Raw genomic sequence first — 16536 nt, 5'->3', positions numbered from 1 at the left:
TTATTGTTTATAATAACTAATAAAATTTATTAACTATAACAATCAATAATTTCATTAAAAATTTTTTCTGCCGTTGCTAAAATTTTAACATTTGCAAGATAACATGCTTGCTCATAATTTAATTCATTAAAATGAAAATCAGAATCATTATCAAGATTCATTTGTTTGTTTTCAAGTATTTTCATCATACTTTTTTCAAAAGGAAGCTTTTCTTCTAAAACATGATCCTTGTACGATATAGATTTAGAAAATTTTTGATAAGATTGGTCTAATTTTTTTTGATGATCTATCAAATTATCTATATTAAATTGATTTGTTATTTCAGAATTTTTTGGATTAAGCTGATTAGTGTGTTTTACTGATGATAATGTAAATGGATCGTTTGTATCTATTGATAATTGTAAAGTATCTAATGTCTTAGAATATGGTTTGATCATATAAATATCACCATCAGCATGTTCACCTTTAATTAATAATTGAATACCATCAAAATTTATAGATGTAATATTATCTTTTTGATACATATTATGTTTGGCTATACTACCATCCAACATTCTTGTCACAGTCCAAATATTATTTTTAAAATATATAATATAATCAGTAGCTTGTGCATGTTTTCCATCTTCCCAACGTACTAATGTCTGAGTAGAAGAAGTATTAGTTGAACTTTGTATTGTTTCTGGGTCGCTAAAATTAAAAAATTTTTTTTCGTGATTTTCAAAACGGCTATATCTTAATTCAGCATATTGATTTATACGATTCGCAAAATCAACTGTCAATTGTCCTATTTTATTTCTTGCATTTGTTAATTCTTCTTTACGAAATTGCAAAAGAGACCCTAAAATACCACTTGAAATCATATTTTCTATTTTTATTGGTCTACTATAATCATTTTCAACATATCCTATACTAATATATTGAGCATCAGATAGTGATGTTAATGGCATTAAATTTTGTTTATGATTATTATCTATTAAAGATATGCCATTATTTAAATAAACTGCATAATTATTATGTTGTTTTACAACTTTAACTCCAACTAAAGTATTTAATTCATCAACTAAATTTTCTCGTTTGTCAATTAAACCATTGATTGTATTATGCATTCGTGAAATAGGAAAATATTGTATGTCCATAGTAATATCATGAATTGCATCAATCAGTGCATTAGCTTTTTTGACATTATCAATTACAGATTGTTTGAGATCTGTTTCTAAAAAACGTAACTTATGATTAAAATCTTTAATTGAAAAAATGATATCATTCAATTTACTTGTAATATTTTGACTAATTGCATTTGAATGGTTCAAGATCATATCTTGTTTTATTTCATTGTATAAATCACTAATTAATGTATTAAATAAGTCAGATTTGTCACATAGCAAATCTTCTAATTTTAGTAATTGTTCAATTTTCATTTCTTCATTTTGAATCTGAGAATTAGTTTTACGTTTTTCTGTTGTAATAAAATCATTATATTCGTCGTATATTTCTTTAACTTGCAATGAAATAGCGTTAGGATTATCACGTTGTATAGAATTTTCCATAAAAATTTGTGTAACTTCACTATTTTTATGAGGATTATTAATTTTTTTCATAGTATGATCAATAAGTTTTTTCATTGCATTCATACCAGAAATAGCGGTATTCAATACAGTACTCATATTTTTCTTCCTTTCAAATAACATATTTTTTTAAAACATATTTTTTTGCATGTGAATTTGTTTTAAAATAATATCAGTTAATCCTATTCCTTTTTTACTCATTTCTTCAGATATATTTTGATCATATATATCAGTATATAAACGACTTTGATTGCTATCAAATAAATCATTTTTTAATAAAGTATTACGCATACTTTTGAGTAATATTTGAATAAATACACTTTCTACTTGTTTAGCTGTTTCTACAGTATATTTTTTTGGATTATTATGTATTTGATATTTGAGTTCATTAACAAATTGTGTATTGTAATTTGATATACTCAGTAGTGATAATTCATCTTTCATTAAATCACTTCCAATTTAGCATGAAGACATCCGGCACTTTGCATTAGTTGTAAAAGAGACATTAATTCATCAGTTTTAGTGCCTATTGCATTAAGTGCATTAACTATATTATTTAAATCATCTTTATCAAGAGATAAATTATCTACATAATCTCTATTATTTTGATTTTTCTTAAAATTATTATTTATATTCAATGATTGAAATAAATTTAGATTGCTTTTTTCATTTTGTATGTTATCAATGATTATAGACATATCGCTATTAGATATAACACAAGATCGTAATTTTACTGATTTATTAATAACTACTGAACCAGTACGTGTATTAACTACAACTTTTGCCTCTTGTTCAGGCAGGGTGACATCTATATCTTGAATATTGGAAAGCATATGTACTTGTATATCATTATTTGGTGAAGTATTCAATTGCACTGTTTTTGCGTCAATAGGAGTAGCTGTATCAGGATATTTAACATTAATCATATCACTTATACGTTGTGCTATACCAAAATTTTCTTTATTTAACTGTAAATTAATTGTTTTTTGTTTTCCAAAATTAGTATTAATTTCACGTTCAATGATTGCGCCATTATGAATTTTCCCAGAATTCACTTGATTATTATGCATAAATTGTCGTTGATTTTTATTATTATATTTATCTGATACAAATACATTTCCTTGAGCAATTGCATAAATCTTATTATCTGCGCCTTTTAAAGGAGTCATTAATAACATACCTCCTTTAAGACTTTTGGCATTTCCCATAGATGAGACTACAACATCTATCTGTTCTCCTGTATGACCAAATGGTGGTAAATTTGCGGTAACAATAACTGCCGCAACATTTTTTAAATGCATATTAGTATTTTTAGATATACTTATGCCTAATTGTGATAACATATTACTTAACGATTGATTAGTAAATGGAATTTGTGTTGATTGATCCCCAGTTCCATCTAAACCTACGATTAAACCATAACCAATTAGTTGATTGTCTCGAATACCCTGAATACTAGTTAAGTCACGTATTTTTTCAGCATGTAAAAATGATGAAAAACTTATAAAAATCAAAAAAATTAATTTCATCAATAAAAATATTTGTTTATACATAAAATAAACCTTTATGAATATATTTTTAAAAAATTATTATAATATATGTGAACATGTTGCAGATGAAAATTGTGATTTTTTTAATTTTTTATAGTTTTCATAAAGAACAAAATGTTCTTTATGAAATTAAATACAATATAAAATTATATTATGTTATAAAATTGTATGATTGTAATTACAATATATTTATATAGGAGATATTTTTAATAACAATCTTTGAAACCATCCCATTTTTTGAACGTGATTTATATTTCCACGACTAAAATATTCAATTCGTGCATCAGCAATGTTAGTAGATATAATAAAATTATTTTTATTTATATTATTAGGGTTAATCACACCTGAAAAACGAATAAATTCAGTGCCGTTGTTAATAGATACTTGTTTTTTTCCAATAATTCTTAAATTACCATTAGGTAAAACTGATTGTACAGTGGCTGTAATTAAACCAGTAAAATGATTTTTAGCTGAATTATTGCCTATACCATGAAAATTATTTCCACCTATTGCATCTAATCCAGTCGCATCATCGTTAAAATTTAAACCGAATATAGAATTCCACTGTCCAGGGTTAATTTTCATACCTAAATTCGTATGACCATGTCTACTTATATCTGAAAATGAACTATTACTGGCACTGATATTTTCTTGTAATACTACAGTGACTGTATCTCCAATATTATGTGGACGATGATCTTCAAATAGTGCTTGATACCCATAATTTACTGGCGTTATTTCCTGAAATAGAGAACCATTATTAAATTTAGGCCAAATATTCGGAGAAACAGCAGTTTTAATATTTCCTACTAATGGATTATGTTGTTCAAAATTAGCACAGCTTTGCAATGTTAATAAAACAACAATAGCACAATAGTATTTAATTTTAGAAATAAATAACTTTATCACGAAAAAGTTACCTTTAATATTATATATTTAATAGTATATTTTTAAAAAATATATAAATTGCATTATATATTTAATATGAAAACTTATAATTGTGATAGTTTTTGTAACATTTGATCCGATGTACTAATAGATTTACTATTTATTTCATATGCTCGTTGTGTTTGAATCATATTAACTAATTCTTCAGCTACATTCACATTAGAAGTTTCTACGTATCCTTGGTACAATAATCCTGTTCCATTTAAACCAGGAGTGCTATCAATTGGAGCACCTGATGCTAGTGTTTCTTGATATAAATTTTCTCCTAAACTTTCTAATCCAGAATTATTAATAAAATTTGTTATGCTTAATTGACCTATAACAGTAGGCTGTGTTTGTCCTTGTGTAATTACGCTAACCACGCCATCTCGTGCTATATTAATGTTTGTAGCATTAGGTGGAATAATTAATTCAGGCAAAATAGAAAAACCACTATTTGTTACTAATTGACCATTTTGATCTAATTGAAAAGAACCATCACGTGTATACGCGATATTTCCATCCGGTAATTGTACTTGAAAAAAACCTGGTCCATTAATTGCAACATCTTTTAAAGAATCGGTTTTAGATAAATTTCCTTGACTATGAATTCGTTCAGTTGATACTGGTCTTACTCCGGTTCCTATTTGTAATCCTGACGGTAATGTTGTATCCATAGAAGAATTTGCGCCAGCTTCATGTATATTTTGATACATTAAATCTTCAAAAACTGCTCTAGATCGTTTAAATCCATTAGTACTTACATTAGCTAAGTTATTAGAAATAACGTTCATATTAATTTGCTGAGCATCAAGTCCAGTTTTAGCAATCCATAAAGAAGACATCATAACTATTTTATCCTACTTATGTTAATTGTTAATATTTATCAATTGATTTGCATATTCTGCATTTTGATTGTATGTAGATATCATTTTCATTTGCATTTCAAATTGTCTGGCATTTGAGATTAATTCAATCATATTTTGTGCAGAATTAACATTGCTGGATTCTAACATACCAGATTGTAAACGTATATCATTACTATGTTTAATAGTGTTGTAATTTGCTTTTTTACTATTATTTTTTAAATAAAATAATCCATTTTCTTTATGTATTAAATCATTAATAGGTAGATGTACTAATTTTAATGAACCTATTTTATTTTTAATAATATGATTATGATAATTTTGTATTAATTGAATAACTCCATTAGATAAAATGTTTAAAGTTCCATTATTTGGAACAATAATACTGCAATTGTTTCCTACAACTGTATGATTCTGAATAGTTAATTGGTTTTTTTGATTAATATTTAAATGACCGTTTTTTGTATATGCTTCTTTTCCATTAGCATCTTTTACGACTAACCAACCGTCACCTTTAACATATACGTCTAAATTTCTGTTGGTATGATCTAGCCCCCCTGAAGTAAGATTATAATATTCTCGAATATTATTATAATAATCATCGTTTATATCATTATGTATTATAAAAATAAATTTTTCTTTGAAACCAGTTGTAGAAATATTAGCTAAATTATTAGAAATAATATTTTGTTTTTCTAACAGTCGATTAGCTGCTGTCATAGATTCGTATATTGAATTATCCATGATATTTTTAAACCTTATTCATAATATATTTAACGTAAATTAATTAATGTATTTATCATTTTATCTTCTGCTTTAAAGGACTGAACATTTGATTGATAATTACGTTGTTGAACAATCATGTTAATTAATTCTTTATTTAAATCTACATTAGACATTTCTAAGGACCTACTTACTAAAGTACCAAAACCAGATTGTCCTGCTATACCAATTATTTCTGTTCCAGTTTCAGCAGTAGCAGACCATAAATTGCCAGTTTCAGGTCGAAGATTTTCAGGGCTGATAAATTTAGACAATAATATTTGACCTATTATTTTATTTTGTTGGTTTTCATATGCTCCAATAATTTCTCCGTTAGGTGAAATAGTAAAATATTTTAATTTGCTTCGAGAATATCCATTTTGACTAGGTTGTTCAAAATTATTATTTGTTTCTTTTGTTTCTACAGTACCAGTTAAATCTAATTTAATATTACTATATTGTGAGTTATTAGATTTAATATTCATTATACTATCAGACGTTAATTCTCCGTTTGGAGAAAATTTCAATTCAAAATTTTGATCAATACCAGCTTCATTATCCGGATTATTTGATTTAACATGGACTTGCCATTTATTATTTTCTAGTTTACTAAATGAAATATCAATTTTTTCTTTTTCACCATTTTTTTTATATATATTAATACTATTGGTATATGCTTCTAAATCAGCTGATGAATCATTAGAATTATTTGTATTTGAAATTTTATTCATCTGACTATTTAAATATGCTTGAAATTTTATTTCAGTTGTTGGTTTGCATTCTAATTTATACGCATTCTTTAAATTAATTTTTTCTATATTAGATGTATCAAACACATTATTTACATGTTTTTGATTATAACCTGTTAAATACATTCCTTGCATATTTACAATATTTTTGTTGTTATCCAGTATAAATTGACCATTTCTTGTGTAATGTATGTCACCTTTAGAATCTAAAACACGAAAAAATCCTTCGTTTGCAATTCCTATATCTAGATCCCGATTAGTTGATATTAATGTTCCATTACTAAAATCTTGTATATTTCTTAAAATACTAACACCATTAGCAACAGGATTTTTCGAATATACTGATGTAGAAAATATATCAAAAAAAACAGGTTTACTAGATTTATATCCTATAGTAGATGTATTAGCGATGTTGCTAGATGTCAATACTAAAGAATCATTAATAACTCGTAATCCATTCGCTGATTCTGACATAATTTCTTTTTCCTTTTAGTTAATTGTTTAAAGATTATTGAATGTTTATTCAAGAATTGCTCGAATATCAAATGGTTTTATATTTCCTTCTGGTCCTAAATCAATTATAGGATCCGAAGAAGATGTGATAATGTTATGTACTACTGATTCTGACAAACTTTCCACCGGAACTATTTTATTATTATTTGTAGCTGTTACGGAAATATAGTATTTTCCAGTTGTCATAATATTATTATGTAGATCTTTTCCGTCCCATGAAAAAGTATATATTCCTGGTTCTTTATTTTTTATCGTTTTTTCATATAAAATGTTGTTATTATGATCTAAAATATTTACTTTAATTAAAGTAGCATGACTAATTAATTCTATTCCAAATTTTGTTGGAATATCTTTAGTATGTATAATTTGATTATTAGGTATCATGATGTGACGTCCAATTAATGAAGTCAATTGAATTTTTTGACTATTATTAATTTGGTTTGATACTTGATTTACAGAATTATTTAATTTTTCTATACCACTGGCTATATTAATTTGTGCTAATTGTGATGTTAATTCAGTATTTTTAATAGGATTGGTAGGATCTTGATTTTGAATTTGAGCAATTAATAAAGTTAAAAAATTTTTTTGTAAATTCAATGGATTAGATGAATCTGTTGAATTGTTTGGAAGAATAGTATGATTTTGTTGTATAAAATGATTATTTATAGTTTGATAAGTGATCATATTTATCTTAATTATTCTCCAATTGTTAATGTTTTTAGAATCATATTTTTTGCTGTTTTTAATACTTCTATATTAGCTTGATAGCTTCTTGATGCTGAAATATTGTTGACCATTTCTGTAATAGGATTAACATTTGATTTTACAACATATCCTTCATTATTTGCCATAGGACTACTCGGATCATATATTATGTTCATGGGATTTGAACTATTAATTATATGAGATACTTTAACTCCAGATATATTAGAATTTTCTAAATTATCTGACGAAAAAATTACTTGTTTAGCAATATAAGGATAAAATTTTCCATTTTTATAAGTTACACTGTCTATATTAGCTAAATTACTAGCAATAACATTTATTTTTTCTGATTGAGCAATCATTCCTGATCCAGCAATGTTAAATATATTTAAAAGAGACATAATTTAAAGTTATCCTTTTATAACATATATCATATTTTTAATTTGATTTTTTAAAAAAATTAAATTAGCTTGATATTTTAAGCTGTTATTAAGAAATTCAATTCTTTCTCGATCCATATTAACTGTATTACCATCTTTTTTAATTTGATTAGTAAATACAGGCAATGTTTCTAAATAAAAATTATTTTCAGATTTAGCATGTAAGTGATTAGGAGACGTTCTGTCTAAATTAATCAACAATGTATGATTTTTACGTTTTTTGAGTATTTTATTAAATTCATTTTTAAAATCAATATCTATCGCTTTATATCCAGGTGTATCAGCATTAGCAATATTCGAAGATAAAATTTCTTGTCTTTTAGCATATACATTTAATGCTTGTTGACTAAAATCAAATATGTGATTGATTTTATCGAACATATTTTTTATCCTTAATTTATATAAATTTTTTTAAAATTTTTGATGAAATATTTTATTTTTTTAAAATATCGATTTTTTAAAAATTTTTAAATTTTTGAAATATTTTCAAACTTCTAAAAAACATTTTTTTATATTATACTAAATATTTTTTATTATAACTATAATATAATTTCTATCAAGCAAATGATTATTTAAAATGTTAATATAAATTAAATAATAAAAAATGCAAACAATAAAGGTTGATATTAAGGAAAAATTAATTAATGAAGACAAAAATATATTTTATTTTATTTTTCGTTTTTATATCAGTAAATTCTTTGTCCGCTTCGGCAAAGTTACTAGATTCTTTTGTTTTATCTGATAAGATAAGTAATTTTTTAAAAAAAGAAAAATTTTTTAATCATGATAATATTAATGTAATAATACGTACCCCATTAAATAAAAAAATTAAATTTTGTCAAAGACCTATTTTTTCTATTTTAAATAATATGCATACTATTGGACTATTTGATTTGTTACTAACTTGTAATCAATCAAAATATTACTTGACAGTAGAAGTTCAATCTAAAGGAGAATATATTGTTGCGCATAAGTATATACGCCATGGCATGATAATAAAAGAATCAGATTTAAAAACTTTAATAGGTCGTTTAGATAACTTACCTAATCATGCTTATCAAAAAAAACAAGATATTGTAGGTCGAGTGAGTGTACGTGATATTTTCCCATTACAAATCATTACGTCATTTATGACTCGTCCAATTTGGTTAGTTCATATTAATCAAGAGGTAGAAATTATTATTCAAGGTAATAATTTTACTATTTCAACAAAAGCAAAAGCATTAAACAATGGAGCTGAAAATGATAAAATACGTGTCAAAACAAACTTTGGGAAAATTATTAATGGTATTGTAAACAAAGATGGTAAAGTTATTATTTCTTTGTAAAATAAATATATTTTTTTATTGATGTAATAACATCTTTATGCAAAGATAAGAGATTATACATTTTACTCCAAGTAATGTTAAAATATTAATATGAAAAAATTAATAAACATTCTAAAAAAAATAGAAAAGATTTTATGTTCAATAGAAATATTATTAAATAGAGAAAATATTATTTTATTAAATATCAGTAATAATATTCATCTTTTAGAATCTATTATAAAAAAAAAAGAAAAGTTATTTAAAGAGTATTTTATTGCAAATCAAGAAAAATTATTGTTTGAAAAAAAAAATTCTATTTTTTTACCGTATAAAGATGAAGAATTAAATCATTATATTAAACAGATAAATAAAAAATGTATTTTATTAAGAAATTTAAATCGTCAAAATAAAATTATAATGAATAAAAACTTTTATTTAAATCAAAAATTTTTAGAATTATTTGGCGTTCATGAAATATCTATAATTAATAATACAAACATTGACTTAAAGATTTAATTGAAATTAAATTGAAAATATCGAATCTAAAACAATAATGTTTAATTATAGATATTATTAGTAATATATAAAAATTTTTACTATAGAAAATATTGATAGTTTTTTAAAAAAATATATCACCTATTTAGGAATTAAAAAATTATATACATATGTTAAAAATTTATTTCAGAATAGTTGTAAAAAATTTATTTTAAATATCTTCATGAGTGCATGTTAAAATATTTTTTTAGACTATATAGGTTATTTTAGCATGAATCTTTTAAAATCTTTAATATCTATTAGTTTTATGACTTTCATATGTCGTATATTAGGTTTTATTCGTGATATTTTAATTGCTAGTATGTTTGGAGCATCTATTTACACTGATGCTTTTTTTATATCCTTCAAAATCCCTAATTTATTACGTCGTATTACTGAAAGTGCTTTTGCTCAATGCTTCACTCCGGTATTTATAGAGTACAAAAATCATAAAAATAAAAAATATATAAAAAATTTGATTTCTTCTATTTCTGGTTTTATGATTTGTATTCTGTTATTCATAATTATTTCAGGGATGTTTTGTTCTCAATTTATAATTAAGATCACTGCTCCAGGTTTTTCAAAACAACCTGATCAATTAATATTATCTGCAAATTTGTTAATAATCATGTTTCCTTACATTTTATTAATTTCTTTATCTTCATTATGTGCAGCAATTTTAAACAGTTGGAACTATTTCGCTATTCCAGCTTTATCTCCAATATTTTTAAATATTAGTTTGATTTTTTTTTCTATATTTTTTAATACTTTTTTTTACCCGTCAATTATTGTTTTATCATGGGCTGTAATTATAGGTGGTTTAATTCAATTGTTTTATCAATTTCCATTTTTATATAAAATTAATATGTTAGTGATGCCAAAAATAAATTTTTATCATACTGGTCTTTTAAGAATTTTAAAGAAAATGGGATTAGCTATTTTAGGAATATCTGCAAATCAAATATCTTTAGTAATTAATACTATTTTTAGTTCGTTATTAAGCGCAGGATCTATATCCTGGATATATTATGCTGATCGATTAATAGAATTTCCTGTTAGTATTTTAGGTGTATCATTAAGTACTATTTTATTTACTCCTCTGACTCAATACTTCAAAAAAAGTATACATTTAGAATATAAACAATTATTAAATTGGGGTTTTCGAATTGCTTTTATTTTATCTATTCCTAGTGCTTTAGGATTGTTTGTGTTAGCTAAACCTATAATTATAGTACTTTTTCAATATGGAAAATTTACAGAATTTGATGTTGATATGACAGCTCAGGTATTAAAATTATATTCTTTTGGTTTAATTGCTTTTGTTTTAGTAAAAGTTTTAACTTTATCTTTTTATGCTCGAGAAGAAATGAATATTCCAATAAAAATTTCATTATTAACACTTATATCAATTCAATTAATTAACCCAATTTCAATTTTTTACTTTAAACATGCTGGTCTTGCTTTATCTATTAGTATATCCAGTTGGATTAATGTTTTATTACTTTTTCGGGAGTTGTACGTAAAAAATATCATCTATTTTAGATTAAGTGAGTATGTTTTTCTATTTCATATCATTATTGCAACATTCGTGATGTTGTTAATTTTAATATTTTTATTAAAAATTATGCCAATTTGGCATATAGGATCTTTTTTTTATAAAATTATACGTTTATGTTTTGTAATTTTCATTGCTAGTTTTGGATATTTATTTACATTATATATTTTAGGAATACAGTGGTTGCACATTTCTTATAAAAAACTTTAAATGATATCAATATTATATTAATAATATATGAATCATAAACAATGATTATATATTATTAATATAATATTTATTATATAATAAATATATTTGTTGTATTTTATTTATCATTTATTTTAAATAATGGAGTCTAATAATGAAAAAAAAAGCTTGTGCTATTATATTTTTTTTATTAACAAGCTTAGTTACCTCTGTTTGTGCTGAAGAAAATAATCAAAACAGATGGTATATGGGTGCCAAAATGGGATGGTCAAATATTAATCCTTTTAAAAATTATATAAATACTGCTCAAACTTCAAACACCAATGATTTACAAGAAACATTAAGTGCGCCAATTTTAGGTATGTTTTTAGGATATCAATTTAATCCGTATATGAGTCTAGAAATAGAGAATAATGCTAATGGATTTTTTTATGATATATTTCAAAAAAATCAAAATAATATTCGATCTAACACTATTCAAATAGCAACAAAATTATCATATCCAATTCTAGAAGAATTTAATTTATACACTAAACTAGGTGGAGGAATACTTTCCCAGAATCTTACATCTAAAAGTACTTTTACAAATATGTTTACTAAAGATTCAGCATTATTGCCGAGTATATCTATCGGAGCTGAATATATATTTAATGATTATTTAATTACTAGATTAGATTATAATTGGAAAAATAGCTTTAAAAATATTCTTAATTCTTCTGTTAAACCATATTTAGGAGATGCTATTTTTTCTATTGGTTGGAAGTTTGGTAAATCTGATATAAATGATATTTTTTCATCTTATGATCCTGAAGTATTAAATACACAATATAGTACAATCAATGAAAATATTAAATTTGCATTTAATAGCACAAAATTACAACCTAGCGCTTATGATAAATTAAATAAATTGCATGAAGATATTAAAAAGATGAAATTAAAAAATATTTCTATTATACTTTTAGGTCATACAGATAAAATAGGAAATCAAAAATATAATCAAAAATTATCTGAAGATCGTGCTTACAGTATAAAAAATTATTTAACATCTAAAGGTTTTTCTAGAGATATGATTATCGTAAGAGGAGCAGGTTCATTATACCCATTAACCGATCAGGTATGTAATGATATAGAAGATAAGTCTTTATTGATTAGTTGTTTAGCTCCCGATCGTCGTGTAGAAATTGAAGTTTTATCTAATGTTGAATAAAATTTTTATATTAATTGGTTAAAATTTGTAATAAAATTTTATTTTTTATAAAAACTAAAATAATTTTTGATTTTTTTCAATTTTTTTAATTTGCGGAGAGAGAGAGATTCGAACTCTCGGACGATTTCTCGTCGGCGGTTTTCAAGACCGCTGCCTTAAACCACTCGGCCACCTCTCCGACTAATATTAATATATATATTCAATATATATTCTGTATAGTAAATCATTATACTATTTATTGTAAAGATATTTTTTATTTGTTATCAACAATAAAATTATTATTTTTTATTGTAATTTTTATTTTTTTTTTTTATAATAAGAATATAGGCGTGTTGACAGATTGGATATGTAGCGGATTGCAAATCCGTATAACCCGGTTCGATTCCGGGATACGCCTCTAATAAAAAATTATTTGCCCGGATGGTGAAATTGGTAGACACAAGGGACTTAAAATCCCTCGGCTTTTATAGCTTTGCGGGTTCAAGTCCCGCTCCGGGTAAAATAAACTAGTTTAAAAAAGCTTGATATACTTGATAAGTATTTGTTTTGATTAAGATTTTAAATTTTTTAAAATATTTTTTTAAAATCAAATTATAATTAAAACATCTATTTGTGACAAATCTTAATTCTCCTGAATGTTTTAAATATAATCTAGAATTACATATAATTTTTTCAATTATATTAAAATTAATTTTTAAATCATCATGAAATGGTGGATTAGAGATAATTAAATCAAATTTTTTAAAAATATTTGAGTATAAATTACTTCGTATTACTTCTCCTTTAAAATTATTAGAATTTAATGTTAGTTGGCTACAGTGTAATGCAACAACATTATCATCTATTAATGATACAATAGAATTAGGTAAAACATTTAATACAGATACTGCTAGAAACCCTGTCCCACAACCAATATCTAATATTTCTTTATAACAAGAGTTTGGAAAAAAAGTAGATGCAAGTAATTTGCTTCCCGCATCGATTGTTTTATATCCAAATACACCTGGCAATGATTTAATAAATAAATTATTCCATATATGTGTTTGATAAAAATCTTTTAAAAAAAAATTTGTTCTTTTTGTTAAAAACCCTGAAAATAAAATAGAATGTCTCGCATAATCTATTTTATTTAAAAAAATCCATTTTTTAAACATTCTTGAAACATTTCTAATGCCACTACAGTTATTTCCAACAATAAATATTTCAGTATTTATACTTAAATGAGAAATAAGGTCCATGAATTGAAATTGTGCTTCAGATTTATCTTTAGGCCAATAATAAATTATTGTATTAGAGTCTTGAATGATTTTTTTTGAAAGTAAAAAATAATTATTAATTTTTATATTTTTAATGTTTTTTTTTTAATATAATATAATCACTGTATTTTTTAAGATTAATTATAGTCTTAATAGTATTTAAATATAAAGGAAAATCATCTGTGATATTTCCAAAAAAAAATACTTTTTTTGTTTTAAAAATATTTTGATGACGTAATATTAGTTGACTGGTTTGAGATAATAACAAGAGAATTATGTCCTTGTAAAAATTTAATAGGTTACATATTTTATAAAAATATTTATTTGATTTTTAAAAAATACTAAATAGTATATATTTTATTTCTATAAAATAGAAATTGTTATCGTATATTATTTATATTATAATTTAATTGCATATAATTTTATATACTTACATAAAATAATAAAAAAAAAAATTATTTTTTTTATATATTTTGTATGTTATGAAATATAAGTAAGTATTATCGAGCAATAAACATGGAAAAAAAATCTATTGAAATTAAAGGCAGTAATTTTACATTGTTAGTGTTATATTTAAATAATCAAAATATAGATGTAATTAATCAATCATTATATAAAAAAATTCAAGAATGTCCAAAATTTTTTAAAAACGCACCTGTCATTGTAAATGTTTCCGGTTTATGTCATACAGCAGATTGGAAGAAAATAAAAGAAATCATTATTTCTCATGGTTTATTGATTATAGGGGTTAGCGGTTGTCAAGATAAAAGTATATTAAAACAAAATATTATTGATTCAAAATTGCCTATTTTATCAGAAAAAAAAACAATTAATTTAGATTTAATTTCTCATTTATCGACACATTCAAAAAAAAATACACAACAAGAACGATTAAATAAAATAGACAAGACTCATATTATTGATAGCCCTGTACGTTCTGGTCAAAAAATTTATGCAAAACATGCTGACTTAATTGTAACTAATAATGTTAGTGCAGGAGCAGAATTAGTAGCAGATGGAAATATTCATATTTATGGAGCAGTACGTGGAAGAGTCCTTGCAGGAGCTAGTGGAGATGTAACAAGAAAAATATTTTGCACAGAATTATTTGCTGAATTAGTTTCAATATCTGGTGAATATTGGTTGTTAGATCAAATACCCGTTAAATTTATTGGGAAATCAACTCAAATTTACTTAAAAAATAAATTGTTAACTATAAATTTTCTCAGTTAAGTATATTTTTTTAGGATATTTATATGACACGGATTATTGTAGTAACTTCAGGGAAAGGAGGTGTAGGTAAAACTACTTCAAGTGCCGCAATTGGAACTGGTTTAGCAAGCAAAGGGAAAAAAACCATTGTTATAGACTTTGATATAGGATTAAGAAATTTAGATTTAATAATGGGATGTGAACGTAGAGTTGTATATGATTTTATTAATGTTATTCAAGGTGATGCGTCTTTAAATCAAGCTATCATTAAAGATAAAAAAACTAAAAATTTATTTATTCTACCAGCATCACAAACCCGCGATAAAGATGCGTTAACATATATTGGAGTTGAAAAAATTTTAAATGAATTAATAAAAATGCAATTTGATTTTATTATTTGTGATTCACCAGCAGGTATTGAGACTGGCGCAATTTTAGCAATATATTTTGCAGATGAAGCTATTATTACTACTAATCCTGAAATATCTTCAGTACGAGATTCTGATCGAATTCTAGGTATCATTGCTTCTAAATCAAAAAGAGCTAAACAAAACATTACTCCTATTAAAGAATATCTTTTGTTAACACGATATAATCCGACTCGTGTTAAACAAGGAGAAATGTTAAGTATGACAGATATTTTAGATATTCTTCAAGTTCCTATAATTGGAGTTATTCCAGAAGATGCATCTGTTCTTCGCGCATCAAATCAAGGAGAATCGATAATATTAGATCGTAATTCTAATGCAGGTTGTGCTTATACTGACGCAGTTAATCGATTATTAGGGGAAGAACGTCAGTTTCGTTTTATTGAAGAAGAAAAAAAAAGTTTTTTACAACGTTTATTCGGGAGATAAGAAGCATGGCTTTGTTAGATTTTTTTTTATCCCGGAACAAAAATACTGCTAATGTTGCTAAAGAAAGATTACAAATCATTGTTGCAGAACAAAGAAAATATGATAATGAACCGGATTATTTACCACAATTAAAAAGAGAAATATTATCTGTTATTTGTAAATATGTTAATATAGAACCAAATATGGTTACAGTGCAATTAGAACAAAACAATAAAGATATTTCTATATTAGAATTAAATATTATTTTGCCAGATTAATATATTAGTAAAAATAATTAAAATATAAATATTTAAATATATTTTAAAAATTTAATATTAATTACATTCAATCAATACTGAA

The 16536-nt window shown here is 24.2% G+C and carries 19 protein-coding genes and 3 tRNA genes; 9 read left to right on the top strand and 13 right to left on the bottom strand.

Going from position 1 to position 16536, the window contains the following annotated elements; genetic code table 11:
* Positions 1-29: 29 nt before the first annotated feature.
* The 10 genes from GUU85_RS01625 to flgB all read right to left on the bottom strand — a co-directional run bounded on the left by GUU85_RS01625 (position 30) and on the right by flgB (position 8461).
* Positions 30-1664, bottom strand: coding sequence for a FlgK family flagellar hook-associated protein (locus GUU85_RS01625; RefSeq protein WP_163119336.1), 1635 nt, complete (start codon positions 1662-1664; stop codon positions 30-32).
* A gap of 30 nt (positions 1665-1694) precedes the next feature.
* Entirely contained in the window at positions 1695-2009 is a 315-nt protein-coding gene (locus tag GUU85_RS01620) for a rod-binding protein (RefSeq protein ID WP_163119334.1), read from the bottom strand.
* Positions 2009-3118, bottom strand: a complete 1110-nt coding sequence (locus GUU85_RS01615) for a flagellar basal body P-ring protein FlgI (RefSeq protein WP_163119333.1) — start codon at positions 3116-3118, stop codon at positions 2009-2011. Before GUU85_RS01615 ends, GUU85_RS01620 begins: the two co-directional genes overlap by 1 nt.
* 186 nt (positions 3119-3304) lie before the next feature.
* The gene (locus tag GUU85_RS01610; protein ID WP_163119330.1) at positions 3305-4024 is read right to left on the bottom strand and encodes a flagellar basal body L-ring protein FlgH; all 720 of its coding nucleotides are present in this window, start codon (positions 4022-4024) and stop codon (positions 3305-3307) included.
* Between the two features lie 83 nt (positions 4025-4107).
* Positions 4108-4890, bottom strand: coding sequence for a flagellar basal-body rod protein FlgG (gene flgG, locus GUU85_RS01605; RefSeq protein ID WP_163119328.1), 783 nt, complete (start codon positions 4888-4890; stop codon positions 4108-4110).
* A 21-nt stretch (positions 4891-4911) separates the two neighbouring features.
* Positions 4912-5652, bottom strand: a complete 741-nt coding sequence (gene flgF, locus GUU85_RS01600) for a flagellar basal-body rod protein FlgF (RefSeq protein ID WP_163119326.1) — start codon at positions 5650-5652, stop codon at positions 4912-4914.
* Between the two features lie 29 nt (positions 5653-5681).
* On the bottom strand, positions 5682-6893 hold the full coding sequence (locus GUU85_RS01595; protein WP_163119324.1) for a flagellar hook protein FlgE: 1212 nt from the start codon (positions 6891-6893) through the stop codon (positions 5682-5684).
* 45 nt (positions 6894-6938) lie between these two features.
* Positions 6939-7619 (bottom strand): flagellar hook assembly protein FlgD, encoded by a 681-nt coding sequence (locus GUU85_RS01590; protein ID WP_163119322.1) that lies wholly within the window; start codon positions 7617-7619, stop codon positions 6939-6941.
* An 11-nt stretch (positions 7620-7630) separates the two neighbouring features.
* A complete protein-coding gene (gene flgC, locus GUU85_RS01585) occupies positions 7631-8041 on the bottom strand; it encodes a flagellar basal body rod protein FlgC (protein ID WP_163119320.1) in 411 nt (136 codons plus the stop codon).
* A 9-nt stretch (positions 8042-8050) separates the two neighbouring features.
* Positions 8051-8461 carry a flagellar basal body rod protein FlgB gene (gene flgB / locus GUU85_RS01580; protein WP_163119318.1) on the bottom strand — a complete coding sequence of 137 codons (411 nt, stop codon included), beginning with the start codon at positions 8459-8461 and terminating at the stop codon, positions 8051-8053.
* A 263-nt stretch (positions 8462-8724) separates the two neighbouring features.
* Here flgB and flgA point away from each other — a divergent pair, with 263 nt between their 5' ends.
* From flgA to GUU85_RS01560, 4 genes are all read left to right on the top strand, one after another.
* Complete coding sequence (gene flgA, locus GUU85_RS01575) at positions 8725-9408, top strand: flagellar basal body P-ring formation chaperone FlgA (RefSeq protein WP_163119316.1); 684 nt, start codon at positions 8725-8727, stop codon at positions 9406-9408.
* Positions 9409-9498: 90 nt separating this feature from the next.
* On the top strand, positions 9499-9903 hold the full coding sequence (locus tag GUU85_RS01570) for a flagellar biosynthesis protein FlgN (protein ID WP_163119314.1): 405 nt from the start codon (positions 9499-9501) through the stop codon (positions 9901-9903).
* A gap of 250 nt (positions 9904-10153) precedes the next feature.
* Positions 10154-11686, top strand: coding sequence for a murein biosynthesis integral membrane protein MurJ (murJ, locus tag GUU85_RS01565; RefSeq protein ID WP_163119312.1), 1533 nt, complete (start codon positions 10154-10156; stop codon positions 11684-11686).
* A gap of 133 nt (positions 11687-11819) precedes the next feature.
* Positions 11820-12872, top strand: a complete 1053-nt coding sequence (locus GUU85_RS01560; protein WP_163119310.1) for an OmpA family protein — start codon at positions 11820-11822, stop codon at positions 12870-12872.
* 93 nt (positions 12873-12965) lie between these two features.
* Here GUU85_RS01560 and GUU85_RS01555 read toward each other — a convergent pair.
* Positions 12966-13050 (bottom strand) — tRNA-Ser (locus GUU85_RS01555).
* A gap of 148 nt (positions 13051-13198) precedes the next feature.
* On the opposite strand from GUU85_RS01555, the gene GUU85_RS01550 reads away from it, so the two are divergent.
* Both GUU85_RS01550 and GUU85_RS01545 read left to right on the top strand, forming a co-directional pair.
* Positions 13199-13269, top strand: a tRNA-Cys gene (locus tag GUU85_RS01550).
* A 17-nt stretch (positions 13270-13286) separates the two neighbouring features.
* A tRNA-Leu gene (locus tag GUU85_RS01545) sits at positions 13287-13371 on the top strand.
* Positions 13372-13378: 7 nt separating this feature from the next.
* Here GUU85_RS01545 and GUU85_RS01540 read toward each other — a convergent pair.
* Positions 13379-14155, bottom strand: coding sequence for a methyltransferase (locus GUU85_RS01540; RefSeq protein WP_254056371.1), 777 nt, complete (start codon positions 14153-14155; stop codon positions 13379-13381).
* 64 nt (positions 14156-14219) lie between these two features.
* Positions 14220-14396 carry a hypothetical protein gene (locus GUU85_RS01535; RefSeq protein WP_163119306.1) on the bottom strand — a complete coding sequence of 59 codons (177 nt, stop codon included), beginning with the start codon at positions 14394-14396 and terminating at the stop codon, positions 14220-14222.
* 248 nt (positions 14397-14644) lie between these two features.
* Here GUU85_RS01535 and minC point away from each other — a divergent pair, with 248 nt between their 5' ends.
* Genes minC through minE form a run of 3 tightly spaced genes read left to right on the top strand, consistent with a single transcriptional unit; the run spans position 14645 to position 16454 of the window.
* A complete protein-coding gene (gene minC, locus GUU85_RS01530; RefSeq protein ID WP_163119304.1) occupies positions 14645-15361 on the top strand; it encodes a septum site-determining protein MinC in 717 nt (238 codons plus the stop codon).
* 23 nt (positions 15362-15384) lie between these two features.
* Positions 15385-16197 carry a septum site-determining protein MinD gene (gene minD, locus GUU85_RS01525; protein WP_163119302.1) on the top strand — a complete coding sequence of 271 codons (813 nt, stop codon included), beginning with the start codon at positions 15385-15387 and terminating at the stop codon, positions 16195-16197.
* Between the two features lie 5 nt (positions 16198-16202).
* A complete protein-coding gene (gene minE / locus GUU85_RS01520; protein ID WP_163119300.1) occupies positions 16203-16454 on the top strand; it encodes a cell division topological specificity factor MinE in 252 nt (83 codons plus the stop codon).
* Positions 16455-16536 lie beyond the last annotated feature (82 nt).

The organism is Buchnera aphidicola (Uroleucon sonchi) (genome assembly GCF_011035165.1).
Lineage (GTDB): Bacteria > Pseudomonadota > Gammaproteobacteria > Enterobacterales > Enterobacteriaceae > Buchnera > Buchnera aphidicola_BE.
The sequence above is the reverse complement of the archived record's forward strand: the minus strand, read 5'-3'. Positions and strand labels throughout refer to the sequence as shown.